The organism is Streptomyces candidus, from assembly GCF_014207445.1.
In the GTDB taxonomy this organism is placed as follows: domain Bacteria; phylum Actinomycetota; class Actinomycetes; order Streptomycetales; family Streptomycetaceae; genus Streptomyces; species Streptomyces candidus.
The window spans coordinates 250,855-269,626 of sequence record NZ_JACHEM010000006.1; the positions used below are offsets into that span (position 1 = coordinate 250,855).

The 18,772-nt window shown below is 68.9% G+C and carries 17 protein-coding genes and 1 pseudogene; 1 reads left to right on the forward strand and 17 read right to left on the reverse strand.

What is annotated here, in order from left to right:
* From HNQ79_RS14240 to HNQ79_RS14290, 11 genes are all read right to left on the reverse strand, one after another.
* A complete protein-coding gene (locus HNQ79_RS14240; RefSeq protein ID WP_185030821.1) occupies positions 1 to 2,823 on the reverse strand; it encodes a DEAD/DEAH box helicase in 2,823 nt (940 codons plus the stop codon).
* Positions 2,824 to 2,933: 110 nt separating this feature from the next.
* A complete protein-coding gene (tatC, locus tag HNQ79_RS14245; protein ID WP_506005058.1) occupies positions 2,934 to 3,872 on the reverse strand; it encodes a twin-arginine translocase subunit TatC in 939 nt (312 codons plus the stop codon).
* A gap of 61 nt (positions 3,873 to 3,933) precedes the next feature.
* Positions 3,934 to 4,206 (reverse strand): Sec-independent protein translocase subunit TatA, encoded by a 273-nt coding sequence (gene tatA / locus HNQ79_RS14250; RefSeq protein ID WP_221507690.1) that lies wholly within the window; start codon positions 4,204 to 4,206, stop codon positions 3,934 to 3,936.
* A 222-nt stretch (positions 4,207 to 4,428) separates the two neighbouring features.
* Positions 4,429 to 4,626 (reverse strand): hypothetical protein, encoded by a 198-nt coding sequence (locus tag HNQ79_RS14255; RefSeq protein WP_185030823.1) that lies wholly within the window; start codon positions 4,624 to 4,626, stop codon positions 4,429 to 4,431.
* A 35-nt stretch (positions 4,627 to 4,661) separates the two neighbouring features.
* Entirely contained in the window at positions 4,662 to 4,907 is a 246-nt protein-coding gene (locus HNQ79_RS14260) for a CpXC domain-containing protein (protein ID WP_373312589.1), read from the reverse strand.
* Positions 4,908 to 5,153: 246 nt separating this feature from the next.
* Entirely contained in the window at positions 5,154 to 6,134 is a 981-nt protein-coding gene (locus tag HNQ79_RS14265; protein WP_185030827.1) for a helix-turn-helix transcriptional regulator, read from the reverse strand.
* Positions 6,135 to 6,149: 15 nt separating this feature from the next.
* Complete coding sequence (locus tag HNQ79_RS14270; RefSeq protein ID WP_185030828.1) at positions 6,150 to 7,109, reverse strand: helix-turn-helix transcriptional regulator; 960 nt, start codon at positions 7,107 to 7,109, stop codon at positions 6,150 to 6,152.
* 174 nt (positions 7,110 to 7,283) lie between these two features.
* Positions 7,284 to 7,658, reverse strand: coding sequence for an FKBP-type peptidyl-prolyl cis-trans isomerase (locus tag HNQ79_RS14275; protein WP_185030830.1), 375 nt, complete (start codon positions 7,656 to 7,658; stop codon positions 7,284 to 7,286).
* 42 nt (positions 7,659 to 7,700) lie between these two features.
* Positions 7,701 to 8,714, reverse strand: a complete 1,014-nt coding sequence (locus tag HNQ79_RS14280) for an FKBP-type peptidyl-prolyl cis-trans isomerase (RefSeq protein ID WP_185030832.1) — start codon at positions 8,712 to 8,714, stop codon at positions 7,701 to 7,703.
* A 157-nt stretch (positions 8,715 to 8,871) separates the two neighbouring features.
* Positions 8,872 to 10,233, reverse strand: coding sequence for a Pup--protein ligase (gene pafA / locus HNQ79_RS14285; protein ID WP_185030834.1), 1,362 nt, complete (start codon positions 10,231 to 10,233; stop codon positions 8,872 to 8,874).
* 9 nt (positions 10,234 to 10,242) lie between these two features.
* Positions 10,243 to 11,511: an MFS transporter gene (locus tag HNQ79_RS14290; RefSeq protein ID WP_185030835.1), complete on the reverse strand. Its 1,269-nt coding sequence runs from the start codon at positions 11,509 to 11,511 to the stop codon at positions 10,243 to 10,245.
* A gap of 128 nt (positions 11,512 to 11,639) precedes the next feature.
* Here HNQ79_RS14290 and HNQ79_RS14295 point away from each other — a divergent pair, with 128 nt between their 5' ends.
* Complete coding sequence (locus HNQ79_RS14295; protein ID WP_229923576.1) at positions 11,640 to 12,662, forward strand: LacI family DNA-binding transcriptional regulator; 1,023 nt, start codon at positions 11,640 to 11,642, stop codon at positions 12,660 to 12,662.
* A 61-nt stretch (positions 12,663 to 12,723) separates the two neighbouring features.
* On the opposite strand, the gene prcA is transcribed toward HNQ79_RS14295, so the two are convergent.
* The 6 genes and pseudogenes from prcA to arc all read right to left on the reverse strand — a co-directional run bounded on the left by prcA (position 12,724) and on the right by arc (position 18,584).
* Entirely contained in the window at positions 12,724 to 13,473 is a 750-nt protein-coding gene (gene prcA / locus HNQ79_RS14300; protein WP_185030840.1) for a proteasome subunit alpha, read from the reverse strand.
* A 67-nt stretch (positions 13,474 to 13,540) separates the two neighbouring features.
* The gene (prcB, locus tag HNQ79_RS14305; RefSeq protein ID WP_185030841.1) at positions 13,541 to 14,386 is read right to left on the reverse strand and encodes a proteasome subunit beta; all 846 of its coding nucleotides are present in this window, start codon (positions 14,384 to 14,386) and stop codon (positions 13,541 to 13,543) included.
* Positions 14,338 to 14,583, reverse strand: a pseudogene (locus tag HNQ79_RS14310) (endonuclease VII domain-containing protein); the annotation flags it as partial. The gene prcB and the pseudogene HNQ79_RS14310, both read right to left, overlap by 49 nt.
* Before the next feature lie 106 nt (positions 14,584 to 14,689).
* Positions 14,690 to 14,908 (reverse strand): ubiquitin-like protein Pup, encoded by a 219-nt coding sequence (locus HNQ79_RS14315; RefSeq protein WP_185031130.1) that lies wholly within the window; start codon positions 14,906 to 14,908, stop codon positions 14,690 to 14,692.
* 135 nt (positions 14,909 to 15,043) lie between these two features.
* Positions 15,044 to 16,555 carry a depupylase/deamidase Dop gene (dop, locus tag HNQ79_RS14320; RefSeq protein ID WP_373312584.1) on the reverse strand — a complete coding sequence of 504 codons (1,512 nt, stop codon included), beginning with the start codon at positions 16,553 to 16,555 and terminating at the stop codon, positions 15,044 to 15,046.
* A gap of 262 nt (positions 16,556 to 16,817) precedes the next feature.
* A complete protein-coding gene (arc, locus tag HNQ79_RS14325; RefSeq protein ID WP_185030845.1) occupies positions 16,818 to 18,584 on the reverse strand; it encodes a proteasome ATPase in 1,767 nt (588 codons plus the stop codon).
* Between the last annotated feature and the right edge of the window lie 188 nt (positions 18,585 to 18,772).

Below are 18,772 nucleotides of genomic sequence, written 5' to 3' on the forward strand. Positions count from 1 at the left end.
TCACCCCACCGAGCTGTAGGCCACCACTCCCCGCAGCACGGCGTCGACCGCCTTGCGGGCGTTCTTGGTGACGGTGCTGCCCTCCCGGGGAGCCGCCGCGGCCACCTGCCCCAGGACGTCGATGACCTGCTTGCACCAGCGCACGAAGTCACCGGCAGGCATCTCCGCCTCCCGCAGCACTTCGTCGAGGCCCTTGCCGGAGGCCCACATGTAGACGGCCCACGCGAACCCGAGGTCCGGCTCGCGCTGGCCGACACCCTCCGCCTGATGGATCCTGTGGTCCTCCTCCAGGGCGTCCAGTCGGCCCCAGATCCGCACCATCTCGCCGAGGGCCGCCTTCGCCGCACCGCCGGGGACCTTCGGCGCCACCGCGTCGTCGGACTGCCGGGCCTCGTACACCAGCGCGGAGACGCAGGAGGCCAGCTCGGCCGGCCCCAGGCCCTCCCAGACCCCTTCGCGCAGGCACTCGGACGCCAGCAGGTCCAGCTCGCCGTAGAGCCGCGCCAGGCGCTTCCCGTGCTCGGTGGCCTCGTCGCCGCGCAGGTAGTCCAGCTCCGTCAGAAGGCCGTAGATCCGGTCGAAGGTGCGGGCGATGGTGTTGGTCCGGCCCTCGATCCGGTTCTCCAGCTGCCGGGTGTCTCGCCGGAGCCGGTGGTAGCGCTCCGCCCAGCGCGCGTGGTCCTCGCGCTCGTCGCAGCCGTGGCAGGGGTGGGCGCGCAGCGCGGCCCGCAGCCGGGCGATCTCCCGGTCGTCGGCGGCCGCGGCACGCCCCCTGCGGTGCCGTTCCGGGGCGAGGTGCCCGGCCTTGGTGCGCAGCTGCGAGGCGAGGTCCCGGCGGGACTGCGGGGACCTCGGGTTGAAGGACTTCGGGATCCGCATCCGCTCCAGCGCCTCCACCGGCACCGGGAAGTCGATCTCCGCGAGCCGCTTGACCTGCCGCTCCGCCGTGAGCACCAGGGGGCGGGGTCCGTCGTGGTGCTCGAAGCCGCGCCCGTGCCCGTTGGTGCGGCCCGCCGGTACGCCCGGGTCCAGTACCAGGGCCAGGCCCGCGAACTTGCCCGTCGGCACGTGGATGACGTCGCCGGTCCTGAGCTTCTCCAGCGAGTCCGCCGCGGCCGCCCGCCGCTGGGCGGCGCCCTGCTTGGCGAGTTCCGTCTCCCGGTCCTTGAGGTCCCGGCGCATCGCCGCGTACTCCTCGAAGTCCCCGAGGTGGCAGGTCATGCCTTCCTTGTAGCCCTCCAGGCCCTCCTCGTTGCGCTGGACCTGCTTGGAGATCCCCACCACGGACCTGTCCGCCTGGAACTGCGCGAACGAGGTCTCCAGGAGCTCCCGCGAACGGTGCCGGCCGAACTGCTGGACCAGGTTCACCGCCATGTTGTACGACGGCCTGAAGCTGGAGCGCAGCGGATACGTCCGCGTCCCGGCCAGTCCCGCCAGTGCCGTCGGGTCCATGCCGCGCTGCCAGAGCACCGCCGCGTGTCCCTCGACGTCGATGCCGCGGCGCCCGGCCCGCCCGGTGAGCTGTGTGTACTCGCCGGGGGTGATGTCGGCGTGCTGCTCGCCGTTCCACTTGACGAGCTTCTCCAGCACCACCGACCGGGCGGGCATGTTGATACCGAGCGCGAGGGTCTCCGTCGCGAAGACGGCCTTCACCAGCCCCCGTACGAACAGCTCCTCCACGACCTCCTTGAACGTCGGCAGCATGCCCGCGTGGTGCGCGGCGATGCCCCGTTCCAGGCCCTCCAGCCACTCGTAGTACCCGAGGACGTGCAGGTCCTCGCCGGGGATGGACGCGGTGCGCTCCTCGACGATCTCGCGCACCCGCTGCCGGGCGTCCTCGTCGTTGAGCCGCAGCCCGGCGTACATGCACTGCTGCACGGCGGCCTCGCAGCCGGCCCGGCTGAAGATGAACGTGATCGCGGGCAGCAGGCCCGCCGAGTCGAGCCGCTCGATCACTTCCGCCCGACTGGGCGTCCAGATCCTGGTGCGGGAGCGGCGCTCGCGCTCCCGGTCGGCCTCGCGCACCGTCTTGCCCTTGCGGCGGTCGCGCGGGTTGTACGTCTTCTGGTTCTCCAGCCGGGCCATCCGCAGCAGGTCCGGGTTGACCTCGCGGCGCCCGCCGCGTCCGTCGTCGGACTCCTCGAAGAGGTCGTACATCTTCCGCCCGGCCAGCACGTGCTGCCACAGGGGGACCGGCCGGTGCTCGGAGACGATCACGTCGGTGTCGCCGCGGACGGTGTCCAGCCAGTCGCCGAACTCCTCGGCGTTGGAGACGGTCGCCGACAGGGAGACCAGCGTCACCGACTCGGGAAGGTGGATGATCACCTCTTCCCAGACGGCTCCGCGGAAGCGGTCGGAGAGGTAGTGCACCTCGTCCATGACCACGTAGGCCAGGCCGCGCAGCGACTGCGAGCCCGCGTACAGCATGTTCCGCAGCACCTCGGTGGTCATCACGACCACGGGTGCGTCCGCGTTGACGCTGTTGTCACCGGTGAGCAGTCCGACCTTGGACGCGCCGTAGCGCTTCACGAGGTCCTGGTACTTCTGGTTGGACAGCGCCTTGATGGGCGTGGTGTAGAAGCATTTGCCGCCCTGCGTGAGGGCGAGGTGCACGGCGAATTCGCCGACGATCGTCTTGCCCGAGCCGGTGGGTGCCGCGACCAGTACGCCCTTGCCCGCCTCCAGCGCCTCGCAGGCCTCGATCTGGAAGGGATCCAGATCGAAGTCGTACATGGCACGGAACGGGTGGAGCGCGGTGGCCTCCTCGGCGGCGCGGATCCGGGAGGCGGCGTATCGCTCGGCTGGTGAGAGGTCCTCTGTCATCTTGTCTTCGAGCCTACCCGGCACCTCCGACACTCAGCCCGATCTTTGTTCAGCCCGCGGACCGGGCTCCCGGAACGGAACGCTCCGCCGTCCCGGGGCACGGTTCGGGCTCAGGTGATGTCGTCGTACCCGTTGAGCTGCTTGACCGCCGTGGGCCGGGGCTGTTCGGGAAGCATCCGGGAGGCCGCGACGGGCTCGACCTCGTAGTCCAGCGGGTCGGGCGTCAGGTCGAGGGGGGATGCCTCGTCGTCGCTCAGGTGCGCGTCCGGGTTCTTGCGCTCGCGCCGCTTGTCGTTGAGCAGCGAGAAGCCGACCGCGACGAAGTACAGGACGGCGATCGGGCCGGCCAGGGCGAGCATGCCGACCGGGTCGGTCGTCGGCGTGATCACCGCACCGAAGACGAAGACGCCCATGATGACGGCGCGCCACCACTTGACCATGCGCTTGCCGGACAGGACCCCCGTCATGTTCAGCATGATCAGAATCAGGGGCAGCTCGAAGGAGATGCCGAAGACGAGCACCATGCGCAGTGTGAAGTCCAGGACGTCACCGAGCGAGAGGATGTTCGCGGATCCGTCGGGCGTGAAGCTGATGAGCACCTTCACGCTGATGGGGAGGATCAGGTACGCGAGGTAGGCGCCGCCCGCGAACAGCGGCACGGCAGCGCCGACGAAGGCGTACGTGTACTTCTTCTCGTTGCGGTGCAGGCCCGGCGCGACGAACGCCCACAGCTGGTACAGCCAGACCGGGCTGGACACCACGAGCCCGACGGTGAGGCTCACCTGGATGGTCACGCTGATCGGCGCCATCAGCGAGTTGAAGGCGACGATGGCGCAGTTGCCGCCGCTGCTCGTGACGTCCGGGTCGCACTTGGGCACCGGATCCGTGATGAAGCCGAGCAGCTTCTCGCTGAAGACGAGAGCCACGATGGTCGCCGCCAGGATGGCGAGCACACCCTTCGCGAGCCGGTTGCGGAGCTCACGCAGGTGCTCCACGAGGGGCATCCGGCCCTCGGGGTCCTTCTCCGTCTTGCGGGCAGACTTGAGCAACCCACGTCCTCATCTCGTGCGGCAGGTATTCACCGTTTGCGGTGCCTGCGGCGGACCTGGGTCAGCGCTGGGTGTCGGTGGGTTCGGTCACCGGGCGCGAGCTGGTCACGTCACCGGGCGCCGCCTTGATGGTGCGGGGAGCCTCGGTGACCGGGCCCTGCGGGGTCGCGGAGGCCTGCTCGGGGGCGTCGTCCTTCTTCATCGCCTTGGCCTCGCTCTTGAGGATGCGGGCGGACTTGCCCAGCGAGCGGGCCATGTCCGGCAGCTTCTTGGCGCCGAACAGCAGGATGATGACCAGGACGATGAGGATGATTTCGGGGGCACCGAGGTTCATGCTGATTACCTTCTTCACCGAGGCGACAGGGGGGTCTGGCACTCGACCGGCCGGACGTCTGTCCGGTCGCCGCGCTGACAGCGATCGTAACCCGAGGGGGTAAACGCGGGGCAATGCCCGTGCGTCGCCCGGGTAGCGGCCCGCCGCCTCGCTCCGGGACCGCGTTCACCGAGCGTACCGCCGGTACGAGTGGGAGTGCAGACCCGCACGGGCGCCGGTCGGCTAGCGCAGCGCGTCACCCGTCCGCGCCAGGCTCTCCGCCGACCGCTCCAGCTCCCCCGCGGCGACGTTGATGCGCTGCGAACTCTGCGCGACCTGCCGGCCGAGCCTGCGGACTTCGGCGAACACCCGGACCGCCAGCACGCCGAGTACGGCGAGACCGAGGAAACCGAGCGCGATGGCGAGCATGGGCCAGAACATGGGCCGAGCCTACGGGGTCGCGGGACGGACGCGCATCACAGTGCGGAATGCAAACGCAGCGTCCGCACCCCACCGCCGGTGAGCAGTTCCACGATGCGCTCGCCTGCCGGCTTGCGCACCGCCGCCCCGCACTCCGGGCAGGTGAAGGAGTAGAACGTCGTACGGCGGCTGCCGCCGATCGCCAGCCGCAGCGCCCCCGCGGCCAGCTCGATGCGGGCCCGGCAGTCGGGGCAGGCGGCCATGAAGAGGACCGACTCCCCCCGAGCGGCAATACCAGACATCACGGTCATGTCCCCAGCTCTCCTCGTGCCTTGTTCTTCCCGCCCGGCGCGGCGGGTGTTCCGTCTGCACGGCTGCTCCTTACTGCGGCCGCGGCGCGCCAGGTGTTACGCGAGCGACGCCGCCCCCGGAACGGACCCGGCGCCTCGCAGGCGCCCGGAACCGCTGTCCGGTCGGGCAGGGACGCGCTCCCCGTGCCGGTGCGACCGCCGTCCCGGCGTGACTCCGGGATCGCCCGTACCCCGGTTTCAGGCGACCGGGTCCGGGCCCCGCCCGTCGTGCGGTCCGTACGCGGCCAGCGCCTCCCGCGCCGCCTCCCGCGCACTGACCGCCAGCCCGGCCGGCGAGACGATCCGCCCGTCCCGGCCCAGGCGCAGCGCGAGCCGCCGCAGCGACGTGGGATCCGGCGTGCGCAGGGTCACTCGCAGCCCGCCGCCGGGCAGCTCCTCCGCGCTGTCGTGCGGGTAGTACTCGGCGACCCAGCGGCCCCCGGGCCCCACCTCGACCACCACTTCCGGGTCCTCGGCGGCAGGCTGCACCAGCCCCTCGGACAGGTCCCGCAGCTCGATCTGCGGCGGCTCGGACGGCTCGTCGAGCAACTTGATCTCCGCGACCCGGTCCAGGCGGAACGTGCGCCGCGCCTCGGACGTCCGGCACCACGCCTCCATGTACGTGTGCCCCACCGCGAACAGCCGGATCGGGTCCACCTCCCGCTCGGTCAGCTCGTCGCGCGCCGGGGAGTAGTAGCGCAGCCACAGCCGGCGGCGCTCCGAGATCGCCCGGTCGACGTCCGCGAAGACCCCGCCCTCCGACTCGAACGTGACCGAGAGCCGCGAGCTGGCGCCCGCCGCCTCGCCGGCCGCCGCCTCCAGCTTGGCGGTCGCCCGCAGCAGTGCCTGCCGGTCGCCCTCGCGCAGACCGGGCAACGTCGAGACCGCGCGCGCCGCCACCAGCAGCGCCGTCGCCTCGTCGGCGGCCAGCCGCAGCGGGGACGCCACGTCGTCCGGGTTGTGCCACCAGATCCGCTCGCCGTCGGTGTCGATGTCGAGCAGGTCACCGCCCCGGAAACTCGTCCCGCACATCGGCAGCACGTCCAGGTCCGAGATCAGCTCGTCCTGGGTGATACCGAAGGCCCGCGCCACGTCGTCGACGTGCGCCCCGGGCCGCTCCCGCAAATACGTCACCAGCGACAGCATCCGCCGTGTCTGGTCGATGGCATTGGTCGCCACGATCCGTCCCGCCCCTCAGCCCTGGGCCACGGCGCGCAGCCGGTCCACGACATCCGCCCGCAGATCCGCGGGCTCCAGCACCACCACGTCAGGCCCGAACTCCACCAGCCAGGCATCCAGCCCATGACCGTACGGAATGGCCAACTCGTCCCACCCGTCGCCCAGGTCACGCACCGCGCTCGCCCGCGAACGCAACGGATAGCCCGCCCCCGCGCGCAGCTTGATCAGCGCACTGCGGGTCGCGGTCTCCCCCGCCCAGCTCTCCACCGTCTCCCGCACCGTCACCACGTCCGGCACCTCGACGGTGAACGCGCCCGCCCGTGACCGCACCTTGCCCGTGATGCGCGACAGCCGGAAGACCCGCTCCGCACCCCGGTCCCGGTCCCAGCCCGCCAGATACCAGTGGCCGCGCCAGCACTCCAGCGTCCACGGCTCCACCTGCCGGGTCTCGGGACGGGCAGCGGTCGCCTTGCGGTATTCGAAGACCACCGGCCGGCGGTCCCGGCACGCCAGCATCAACGGCTCGAACGCCGCCTCGTGCACCGGGATCCGTGGCTCCAGCGCACTGTGCTGCCCCCCGGCGTAGGGGTCCTCCGCCTCCGGCATCCCCGCCGCGCGCAGCTTCTGCAGCGCACCGCTGGCCGCACCCGCCAGCCGCGCCTGCTGCCACACCTTCGCCGCCAGACCCAGCGCGGCGGCCTCCTCGGCGTCCAACTGGATCGCGGGCAGCCGGTTGCTGTCCCGGCGGGCCAGATAACCCGCGTCGCCGTCCAGGTTCTCCACCGTCTCGATGACCAGACCGAGCTCGCGCAGATCATCCTTGTCGCGCTCGAACATCCGGTTGAAGGACTCCTCGTTGCCGGCCTCCAGGTAGGCCTCGATGGACTCCTTCAACTCACGCTTGCTGAGCGGGCGCCGGGTCCCCAACAGGCACAGAGCCAGGTTCATCAAACGCTCGGCCTTGGCAATCGCCATCGACGCCCTCTCATCCGAAGTGCACCGCGTACCGTCCCGGCGCTACGACCGTCGACCGTACCGCCCCGGGGTGTCGCGGCAAAAGCCGAGGGAGAAAGCGGACAGCGAACACGAGCGGAACGAACGGAGGGCCCCCGCCGTCGGGCGGGGGCCCTCCTCACACACGTGCCGCGATCAGACGGAGACCAGGTCGCAGACGAAGATCAGCGTCTCGCCCGGAGCGATCACACCGGCGCCCGCGCCGCGGTCGCCGTACGCGAGGTGCGCCGGAATGGTCAGCTGACGACGGCCGCCGACCTTCATGCCCTGCACGCCCTGGTCCCAGCCCGCGATGACCTGACCGGCACCCAGCTGGAACTCCAGCGGCGTACCGCGGTTCCAGGAGGCGTCGAACTCCTCACCGGTGGAGAAGGCCACGCCCACGTAGTGGACCTTGACGTAGTCCCCGGCCTTGGCAACGGCGCCGTCGCCCTCCCAGATCTCCTTGATCTCCAGGTCCTTCGGGGCCTCGCCACCGGGGAAGTCGATCTCGGGCTTCTCGATGCTCACCACTGCGCTCCTACTTCGTACATGTCGGACAAGGGGACAGTCTTACACTGCCGAGAGAATGTCCACCACAAAGACCAGGGTGGAGTTCGCCGGCAGGGTCTCCCCCTTGGCCTCCTTGCCGTACGCCATGTCCGGCGGGATCACCAGCATGACGCGGCTGCCGGCCTTCTTGCCGACCAGACCCTCGTCCCAGCCCTTGATGACCCGGCCCTCACCGATCGGCGTGACGAACGGCGACCCGGTCTTCCAACTGGAGTCGAACAGCTCCGCCTTCGGCTTGCCCTTGTTCAGCTCCCAGGCCGCACCGCTGTACTGCATGTACACGGTCTGGCCCTTCTTCACCGCCGGACCGTCGCCCTCGATCAGCGTCTCCGAGACCAGCTTCTTCGGCGGATCGTTCTTCGGAATCACGATCGTCGCCGGCTCCTCCTTGTCCGCCTCGATCTTCGGCTGGTCGGCGGCGGTGTCCTTCTGCTCGCCCTCCGCCTTCTTCGGCATCACCTTCTGGAGATCCAGCACGAAGACCAGGTTGTCCGTCGGACCCACTCCCATCTGCGGCTGGCCCTGCGCACCGAACGCCGCGGCCGGCGGAGCAACGACCAGGAGCCGGCTGCCCAGCTTCTTGCCCAGCACCGCCTGCGAGAACGCCGGAATCACCGTCGGCGAACCCGCCGAAATGACCTGCGGGGCACCCTTCTCGCCGTACGAACCACCCAGCGACTTGCTGCCCTTCCAGACCTTCGCCTCGTACCCGGCGACCACCAGATCGCCCTTCTTGACCTCCGCGCCGTCACCCGCCTTCACGGTGTTCACCACGAACTTGCCGCTCGGCTCACCCTTGGGAATGGTCACCTCGGGCTGCTTCCCCACCTCACCCTTCACCGTGGGCATCGGGTCGGCGGAGTCCACCGGCTTCGGCGCCTCCGGCTGATCCGCAGGCTTGTCCGGAGACGACGACGCGCTCTTCGCGTCGGTCGGCTCCTTGGACTCACCGCCCCCGCACGCGGTCAGCGCCAGGGCCGGAACGATCAACAAGGCTGCAAGTCGGCGTCGCACGAGTGTCCTCGGGGATTGGGGGGGCTGGTTCAGTGCCGCCACTCTACGGCCCACCCGGCCCCGCACGCCGGAGGGCATACGCAAGGCCCCACGGACAGCACGTCCATGGGGCCCCGGGAAGCGACGCACGCTCCCCCACATGCCGCCGGAAACCCGACTACATACCCGCGATCAGCTTCTCCACCCGGTCGTCCACCGACCGGAACGGGTCCTTGCACAACACCGTGCGCTGCGCCTGGTCATTGAGCTTCAGATGCACCCAGTCCACGGTGAAGTCCCGCCGCTGCTCCTGCGCCCGCCGGATGAAGTCACCCCGCAGCCTGGCCCTGGTCGTCTGCGGAGGAACGGACTTCCCCTCGAAGATCTTCAGGTCGTTGCAGATCCGGGCGGCCTGGCCCTTCCGCTCCAACAGGTAGTACAGACCACGGCGCCGATGGATGTCGTGGTACGCCAGGTCCAACTGCGCGACCCGCGGATGCGACATCGTCATGTTGTGCTTGGCCCGGTACCGCTCGATCAGCTTGTACTTCATGACCCAGTCGATCTCCGTACCGACCCGGTCCAGGTCCTCCGCCTCGATCGCGTCCAGCGTCCGGCCCCACAGCTCAAGCACCTGCGCCACGGTCCCCGTGCGGATACCACGCCGGTCGACGAAGTCCACCGCCTTCTCGTAGTACTCCCGCTGCACCTCCAGCGCCGACGCCTCCCGCCCGTTGGCCAGACGCACCTTGCGCTGACCCGTGATGTCATGGCTGACCTCACGGATCGCCCGGATCGGGTTCTCCAGCGTCAGATCCCGCATCACCGTGCCCGCCTCGATCATGCGCAGTACCAGATCCGTCGCGCCGACCTTCAGCAGCATCGTCGTCTCGGACATGTTCGAGTCGCCCACGATCACGTGCAGACGCCGATAACGCTCCGCATCCGCGTGCGGCTCGTCACGGGTGTTGATGATCGGCCGGGAACGGGTCGTCGCCGAACTGACGCCCTCCCAGATGTGCTCCGCCCGCTGACTCACGCAGTACACCGCACCACGCGGCGTCTGCAACACCTTCCCCGCACCACAGATCAGCTGACGCGTCACCAGGAACGGAATGAGGATGTCCGCCAGCCGGGAGAACTCACCGTGCCGCGCCACCAGATAATTCTCGTGACACCCGTAGGAGTTCCCCGCGGAGTCGGTGTTGTTCTTGAACAGATAGACGTCGCCCGCGATCCCCTCCTCGTGCAGGCGGCGCTCGGCATCGACGAGCAGACCTTCGAGAATGCGCTCGCCTGCCTTGTCGTGGGTGACCAGCTCGGTCAGGTTGTCGCACTCGGGTGTCGCGTACTCCGGATGCGAACCCACGTCGAGGTACAGGCGGGCGCCGTTCCGCAGGAAGACATTGCTGCTGCGGCCCCATGACACAACACGGCGGAAGAGGTAGCGCGCCACTTCGTCAGGAGACAGTCGGCGCTGTCCCCTGAACGTGCACGTGACGCCGTACTCGTTCTCCAGCCCGAAAATGCGGCGGTCCATGTCTGAACATTACGCCTGATGACCGGAGCTGAAACCGGGTTCGACGGCACCGATTCGATCATTTTCGCAAGCCCCCGCGAGGTTTACGCCGCCCTCCCCGACCTGAGGCACCCTCAGCACCCGGCGCGTCGCCAGCAGCACCAGCAACGCCGCCACCCCGCCGGCCCCCGCCACCGCGAAACTCACCGAGGTCCCCCCGAACTCCACCGCGGGCCCCGCCACGCCCGTACCCACCGCCGAACCCACCCCGAACGTCGTCACCAGCCACGAGAACGCCTCCGTCACCGTCCCCCGCGGCGCATGCCGGTCCACCACGATGAACGCGCACGCCAGCGCCGGCGCCAGAAACACCCCCGACACCCCCGCCAGCACCGTCATCGCCACCACACCCGGCGTCAGCATCAACGGCAGGTACCCCGCCGCCAGCAGCGCCACGATCACCAGCAGCCGCGCCTCCGGTTCCCCCGCCCACCGCCGCGCCCCGTACACCAGCCCGCCCAGGAGCGCACCCAGTCCCAGCGCCGCCATCAGCACCCCGTACACCCACGTCTTCCCGTGGTCGTCCCCGTACGCCACCCCCGCGACCGTGATCGATCCCAGCGCCGTCCCCACGAAGAAGAACGACCCCAGCAGCGCCAACAGCCCCGGCGAACGCAGCGCACCCAGCCAGTGCGCCTCGCGCGGTGCCGACCGCCACCCCCTCGACGGCTCGGACAGCACCACCGACAGCGCACCCAGCACCCCCACGCCGTTGATCACCAGCAGCGCCGCCGCGGGCGACCACAGCGACACCAGCAGCGTCACCAGCAACGGCCCGACCGTGAACATGATCTCCTGGGCGACCGCGTCCATCGCGTACGCCCGGTGCACCTTGTCCCCTTCCCCCAGCACACTCGGCCACAGCGCCCGCAGTCCGCCCTCCAGCGGCGGCGTGAACAGCCCCGCCACCGCCACCGCGGCGTACGTGAGCACCAGCGGATCGATCCCCGCCAGGCAGAGCGCCACCATGCCCAGCGCCGACACCAGCACCGCCGGCAGCTGCACCCGGGGCTGCCCGTGCAGATCCACCGCCCGTCCCAGCAGTGGCTGCCCGATCGCGTTGGTCACCCCGTACACCGCGGCCAGCGCGCCACCCAGCGTGTAACTCCCGCCCTCCGCCCGCGTGAACAGCATGATCGCGATCGGCGCCGTGGCGTTCGGCAACCGCCCGACCAGGGTCCCGGCCAGCAGGCGCGCGGCATGCCGCGTCCTGAGCAGTTCGGCATATCCCGCGGCCATCGTGCCGCCTCTCCCAGAGGACGCCGCCCGCACGGACGACGCACGTTTTACGTATAACTTCCGCCGTCATACGTACCATGACCCCGGACCCGAGGTCCACCCCACGGCCCCCACCCACGGAGACCCCCGTGCCCACCCCCGCACACCCCGCCCGCCCCACACCCACCAGCCGCGACGTCGCACGGGCCGCCGGCGTCTCCCAGGCCACCGTCTCCCTCGTCCTCGGCGACAAATGGCGCGGACGCGTCTCCGAACGCACCGCCGCCCTCGTCCGCACCACCGCCGCCGACCTCGGCTACCGCCCCAACCAGGCCGCCCGCAGCCTCCGCCTCGGCAACACCCGCACCGCACTCCTCGTCGTCCCCGCCCTCACCAACGAATTCTTCGCCCGCGTCTACGCCGGAGCCGCCGCCACCGCCGCCACCCACGGCTTCGGCGTCGTCCTCTACCCCTCCCCCGACGGCACCGGCCCCGCCCGCGACCCCTTCGCCTCGGCCCGCACCGCCCTCGACGGCGTCATCGCCTCCTCCATGGCCACCGGCGCACTCGGCGCACTCCGCAGCACCGGACTCCCCCTCGTCATGCTCGACAGCGACCCCGAAGGCGACGCCGCCGCCCACGTCAACCTCGCCGTCGCCGACGGCATGCACCAGGTCGCCCGCCACCTCCTGGACCTCGGCCACCGCCGCTTCCTCCACCTCGCCGCCGCCGTCGACACCTGGACCTTCGACGTCCGCGCCCACACCGTTGCCCACACCCTGGCCACGGTCCCGGACGCCACTCTGCACACCGCGCGCTCCGCCCTCGACGTCCAACGCGCCCGCGAAGCCACCACCCGCGCCCTCACCCGGAGCACCACCCGCCCCACCGCGCTGATCTGTGACGACGACATCCTCGCCGCCGGCGCCTGCAAGGCCCTGCGCCGTCTGGGCCTGCGCGTCCCCGAGGACGTCTCCGTCACCGGCTTCGACGACCTCGCCCTCGCCACCGCCGTCGAACCAGAACTCACCACCGTCCGCCTCCCCGCCGAGCAGGTCGGCGAACGCGGCATGGCAGCCCTCCTCGCCGTCCTGGAAAACCGCACCCCCATCGGCGGCGACCTCCCCGTCGAACTCGTCGTACGCGGCTCCACCGCACCGCCGCCGCCCTGACACACGTGTGGCCCCGGACCGCTCGACGCGATCCGGGGCCACACACCACACCTTCGAGGATCTACTCCTCCTCGACGTCCGACGGCACGTCCGTCGGCGCCGACGCGTCACCGTCGGCCTCCAGCAACCGCGCCAGCTGACGCCCCACGATCCGCTTGAACTTCCGCTGCTGCGGCCGTGTACGGTCCAGCACCGCCACTTCGAGCCGCTCCGCCGGAATCTCCCGCTCCGTACCGTTGGTGTCCCGCGACAACGCCTGCACGGCCAGCTTCAGCGCCTCCGCCAAGGACATGTCGTCCCGGTGCCGCTGATCCAGATAACTACTGATCTGCTCCGCGTTGCCACCCACCGCGACCGAGCCGTGCTCGTCCACGATCGACCCGTCGTGCGGAAGGCGGTAGATCTGGTCGCCCTCACGCTCCGTACCGACCTCGGCGACCACCAGCTCCACCTCGTACGGCTTCTCCGCGTTGCTGGAGAAGATCGTGCCGAGCGTCTGCGCGTAGACGTTCGCCAGGCCGCGCGCCGTCACGTCGTCCCGGTCGTAGGTGTACCCACGAAGATCCGCGTACCGGACACCACCGATCCGCAGATTCTCGTACTCGTTGTACTTCCCGGCGGCCGCGAAACCGATCCGGTCGTAGATCTCGCTGAACTTGTGCAGCGCACGGGACGGGTTCTCGCCGACGAAGACGATGCCGTCGGCGAACTGCAGCACAACCAGGCTGCGTCCACGGGCGATGCCCTTCCGGGCGTATTCCGCCCGGTCGGCCATGGCCTGCTGGGGTGAGACATAGAACGGCGTCGACACCGGCTATCCGTCCCTTTCTGTCAGAGGCAAAAACATCGAAGAAGCCCAGGAGAATACGCGCGGAACTTCACAGAAGCGCGGCACGCGGCCCGTCGGGCTGCTCCAGCCGCTTCTCCAGAATCGCCCGCGCCAGTTCGGCGGACTCGTCGTCCGAAAGCCGCCGGAAACCCTCCTCCGTGATGACCGTCACGATCGGATAGATCCGCCGCGCCACATCGGGCCCGCCGGTCGCCGAATCGTCGTCGGCCGCGTCGTAGAGTGCCTGGATGACCAGGGTGGTGGTCTCCTGCTCCGTCAGGTCGTTCCGGTAGAGCTTCTTCATCGAACCGCGGGCGAACACGGAACCCGACCCGGTGGCGGCGTATCCGTTCTCCTCCGAGCGGCCGCCCGTGACGTCGTAGGAGAAGATGCGCCCCTTCGCACGGTCGACGTCGTAACCGGCAAACAGCGGCACCACCGCAAGGCCCTGCATGGCCATTCCGAGATTCGACCGGATCATCGTCGACAGGCGGTTCGCCTTGCCTTCGAGCGAGAGCTGAGCACCCTCCACCTTCTCGAAGTGCTCAAGCTCCAGCTGGAAGAGCTTCACCATCTCGACGGCGAGCCCGGCCGTGCCCGCGATCCCGACCGCCGAGTACTCGTCCGCCGGAAAGACCTTCTCGATGTCGCGCTGGGCGATCATGTTCCCCATGGTCGCGCGGCGGTCGCCGGCGAGAACGACGCCGCCGGGGAAGGCGGCGGCCACAATGGTCGTCCCGTGCGGCGCTTCGATGACGCCCTGCACGGGCGGCAGCACCCGGTTGCCGGGGAGCATCTCGGGCGAGTGCTCTCCGAGGAAGTCCATGAACGAGGACGACCCCGGCGTCAGGAAGGCAGCTGGTAGACGCCCGGTGCTACGAGTGTTGGCTTCCACGCGTTTCCCTCCAGGTATGCGATGGCCCGACGCAGACTGCCGGGATCGTCTCCCAACTGTCCGACGGCCGCGTTGCAGTTGAAGCACAGTACGCCCCGGACCCTACCCGTCTCGTGGCAGTGATCCACATGCACGGCGGGGGCCTTCGGGCGGATCGTGCCGGCCCCGGCTTGCGGGGCGATCATTTCGTCGCGTTGAACAGTCCGTCAGCCCTGGCGGAATGTCGCCCGAATTGATCGCACGACAGTGAAGAACGGCAACGGGCACGTGAGTGGCAAAGACTTAGCCACTGCCCGTTTTGCCCTACTCCCCACCCTTTTGCACGAATCCCCGCACGAACTCCTCGGCATTTTCCTCGAGTACGTCGTCGATTTCGTCGAGAACCGAGTCCACGTCGTCCGAAAGCTTTTCCTGGCGTTCCTTGAGGTCTTCCGAGCCCTGCGCCTCCGCAGTCTGCTCTTCGGTCTCCTCGGTGGAACGCGTCGCCTTCTGCTGTCCGCCGCCGGTGTCCTTGCTCGCCATCTCTACCTCACCCCGCTCGGTTGGATGCTTTTGCAGCCGGTCGCTCACCGGACCGTTGATCAGACCCTATAACCAGGCTCCGACATTCGCTCCGTACTTCTGTGATTCCCACTTGCCGCGCATTTCAGCCGCGCTTCAGCCGCCGGAGAGTACGCGGACCAGTTCGTCCGCGGTGCGGCACCGGTCCAGAAGCTCCTTGACGTGGTTCCTGGTGCCCCGCAGCGGCTCCAGCGTCGGCACCCGCTGGAGCGAGTCCCGGCCCGGCAGGTCGAAGATCACGGAGTCCCAGGAGGCCGCCGCGACATCGTCCGCGTACTGCTCCAGGCAGCGGCCGCGGAAGTACGCCCTGGTGTCCTCCGGTGGCTTGTTCTCGGCCCGCTGGACGGCGCTCTCGTCCAGCAGGCGCTTCATCTTGCCGCGGGCCGCCAGCCGGTTGTAGAGCCCCTTGTCGGGCCGTACGTCCGCGTACTGGAGGTCGACCAGGTGAAGCCTGGGTGCGTCCCATTCGAGGTTGTCGCGGCGGCGGTAGCCCTCCAGGAGCTCCCGCTTGGCGATCCAGTCCAGTTCCCCGGACAGACTCATCGGGTCGTTCTCCAGCCGGTTGAGCACGTCCTCCCAGCGGGTGAGGACGTCCTTGGTCTGGTCGTCCGCGTCCGCCCCGTACCGGTCCTCGACGTACTTCCTGGCCAGCTCGAAGTACTCCATCTGGAGCTGGACAGCGGTCAGTGAGCGTCCGCTGCGCAGGGTGATCAGATGCTGGAGCGAGGGGTCGTGGGAGACCTGGTGCAGCGTGCGCACCGGCTGGTCCACGGCCAGGTCCACGTTGATGAAGCCGTCCTCGATCATCGACAGGACCAGTGCGGTGGTGCCGAGCTTCAGGTATGTCGAGATCTCCGAGAGGTTGGCGTCGCCGATGATGACGTGCAGGCGGCGGTACTTCTCGGCGTCGGAGTGGGGTTCGTCGCGGGTGTTGATGATGGGGCGTTTGAGGGTGGTTTCCAGGCCGACCTCGACTTCGAAGTAGTCGGCGCGCTGGCTGATCTGGAAGCCGTGTTCGTGGCCGTCCTGGCCGATGCCGACCCGGCCGGCTCCGGTGATGACCTGACGGGAGACGAAGAAGGGGGTGAGGTGGCGCACGATGTCCGAGAAGGGGGTCTCCCGCTTCATCAGGTAGTTCTCGTGCGTGCCGTAGGAGGCGCCCTTGTTGTCGGTGTTGTTCTTGTAGAGCAGGATCGGCTGGGCGCCGGGGAGCTGGGCGGCGCGTTCGGCGGCTTCGGCCATGATGCGCTCGCCGGCCTTGTCCCAGAGGACCGCGTCCATGGGGTTGGTGATTTCCGGGGAGCTGAACTCGGGGTGTGCGTGGTCGACGTAGAGCCTGGCGCCGTTGGTCAGGATGACGTTGGCCAGGCCGATGTCCTCGTCGGTGAGCTGGCTGGAGTCGGCTGCTTCGCGGGCGAGGTCGAAGCCTCGGGCGTCTCGCAGCGGGTTCTCTTCCTCGAAGTCCCAGCGGGCGCGGCGCGCCCGGTGCATCGCCGCCGCGTAGGCGTTGACGATCTGGGACGAGGTGAGCATGGCATTGGCGTTGGGGTGGCCGGGGACGGAGATTCCGTATTCCGTCTCGATGCCCATTACTCGCCGTACGGTCATGCGGCCCTCCTTGCCCGGCGTCGCCCCCGTCCTGGGGCGGCGCTCAAGTACCGCTGGTTTTCGGGTGCGTGTGCGGTGCCCGTCCCCGCACTGTGCGGCCCGGCGGTGGCGGTACGGAAGAGCCTAGAGCGCCTTTGCGCTGGTGGGGAGATCAAATCCGTCATTGCCCTGTTGTGTGCGGAAGTCCCGCTCGGATGGCCGGGGTTGCGGGGGAAAGCAACCGGCTGCGGATACCCGGGGGTATCCGCAGCCGGGCTGCGCTTTAGAGGTACTGGCCCGTGTTGGCCACCGTGTCGATGGAGCGTCCGGTGTCTGCACCCTGTTTTCCGGTGACGAGCGTACGGATGAAGACGATCCGTTCGCCCTTCTTGCCAGAGATGCGGGCCCAGTCGTCCGGGTTGGTGGTGTTGGGGAGGTCCTCGTTCTCCTTGAACTCGTCCACGCAGGCCTGGATGAGGTGTGCGATCCTCAGGCCCTTCTGGTTCTGGTCGAGGAAGGCCTTGATGGCCATCTTCTTGGCCCGGTCGACGATGTTCTGGATCATCGCGCCGGAGTTGAAGTCCTTGAAGTAGAGGACTTCCTTGTCGCCGTTGGCGTACGTGACCTCCAGGAAGCGGTTCTCCTCGGATTCCGCGTACATCTGCTCGACGACGGTCTGGATCATGCCGTGTACTGCGGCGTCCTTGGAGCCGGTGTGCTCGGCGAGGTCGTCGGAGTGCAGTGGCAGGGTCGCCTTGAGGTACTTGGCGAAGATGTCCTTCGCGGCCTCGGCGTCCGGGCGCTCGATCTTGATCTTGACGTCGAGTCGTCCGGGTCGCAGGATCGCGGGGTCGATCATGTCTTCGCGGTTGGAGGCGCCGATGACGATGACGTTCTCCAGGCCTTCCACGCCGTCGATCTCGGCGAGCAGCTGGGGGACGATGGTGTTCTCCACGTCCGAGCTGACGCCTGACCCGCGGGTGCGGAAGAGGGATTCCATCTCGTCGAAGAAGACGATGACGGGGGTGCCTTCGCTCGCCTTTTCCCGTGCACGCTGGAAGACCAGGCGGATGTGGCGCTCGGTCTCGCCGACGTACTTGTTGAGGAGTTCGGGGCCCTTGATGTTGAGGAAGTAGGACTTGCCCTGGGGTCGGCCGGTGACTTCGGCGACCTTCTTGGCGAGGGAGTTGGCGACGGCTTTGGCGATGAGCGTCTTGCCGCAGCCCGGCGGTCCGTAGAGCAGGATGCCCTTCGGGGGCCGCAGTTCGTGCTCTTTGAAGAGGTCGGGGTAGAGGTAGGGGAGTTCGACCGCGTCGCGGATCAGTTCGATCTGGTTGCCCAGGCCGCCGATCTTCTCGTAGTCGACGTCCGGGACCTCTTCGAGGACCAGGTCCTCGACCTCGCTCTTCGGGATGATCTCGTAGACGTAGCCGGACCTGGGCTCCAGCAGCAGGGCGTCGCCGGGACGGATGGTGATGTCCAGCAGTGGCTCGGCGAGCCTCACCACCCGCTCTTCGTCGGTGTGCCCGACCACCAGGGCCCGCTCGCCGTCCTCAAGGATCTCCTTGAGGGTGACGATGTCCCCTGCACGCTCGAATTCCATGGCCTCGACCACGTTGAGCGCTTCGTTCAGCATGACTTCCTGGCCGCGCCGGAGCTCTTCGAGCTCGACGCTCGGGCTGACGTTCACCCGGAGTTTGCGTCCTCCGGTGAAGATGTCGGCCGTGCCGTCCTCGTTGGCCTCCAGGAACACACCGAAGCCGGCCGGCGGCTGTGCGAGCCGGTCCACTTCTTCCTTGAGGGCCACGATCTGGTCGCGCGCCTCGCGGAGTGTGTTGGCGAGCCGCTCGTTCTGGGCGGACACGCCTGCCAGGTTGGTCTGCAGCTCGACGATCCGCTCTTCGAGAATCCTCGTATGACGCGGAGAGTCGGCGAGCTTGCGTCGCAGGACGGCGATTTCCTGCTCTAGATAGGCAACCTGTCCGGCGGGGTCCTCGGACCCTCGCGCGGGCCGGATGCCGCGGTTGATGTCGTCGTCGTGGGCTGCCACGGTCCTCACCTCCTCCAAGGGGAGCTGGACGCTTCCTGACCCTACCTGGGTGGGTGCTGGTTGAAACCCCTAGATCACAAACAGGATCGAGGAGTGTCTGATCTTCACCCTTGCGTACTCCCTCACAGAGGGGGGATACCCACCCAGCAACATCGGAAAGCGGGCGGTTGTATCGTCGAAGTGTTCAA

Bases quoted from the DNA above. Each gene is read 5' to 3' on its own strand.
- HNQ79_RS14240 (WP_185030821.1), bottom strand. From the start codon at position 2,823: ATGACAGAGGACCTCTCACCAGCCGAGCGATACGCCGCCTCCCGGATC.
- tatA (WP_221507690.1), bottom strand. From the start codon at position 4,206: ATGAACCTCGGTGCCCCCGAAATCATCCTCATCGTCCTGGTCATCATC.
- HNQ79_RS14255 (WP_185030823.1), bottom strand. From the start codon at position 4,626: ATGTTCTGGCCCATGCTCGCCATCGCGCTCGGTTTCCTCGGTCTCGCC.
- HNQ79_RS14260 (WP_373312589.1), bottom strand. From the start codon at position 4,907: ATGTCTGGTATTGCCGCTCGGGGGGAGTCGGTCCTCTTCATGGCCGCC.
- HNQ79_RS14270 (WP_185030828.1), bottom strand. From the start codon at position 7,109: ATGGCGATTGCCAAGGCCGAGCGTTTGATGAACCTGGCTCTGTGCCTG.
- pafA (WP_185030834.1), bottom strand. From the start codon at position 10,233: ATGGACCGCCGCATTTTCGGGCTGGAGAACGAGTACGGCGTCACGTGC.
- HNQ79_RS14290 (WP_185030835.1), bottom strand. From the start codon at position 11,511: ATGGCCGCGGGATATGCCGAACTGCTCAGGACGCGGCATGCCGCGCGC.
- HNQ79_RS14315 (WP_185031130.1), bottom strand. From the start codon at position 14,908: ATGGCGAGCAAGGACACCGGCGGCGGACAGCAGAAGGCGACGCGTTCC.
- dop (WP_373312584.1), bottom strand. From the start codon at position 16,555: ATGACCGTACGGCGAGTAATGGGCATCGAGACGGAATACGGAATCTCC.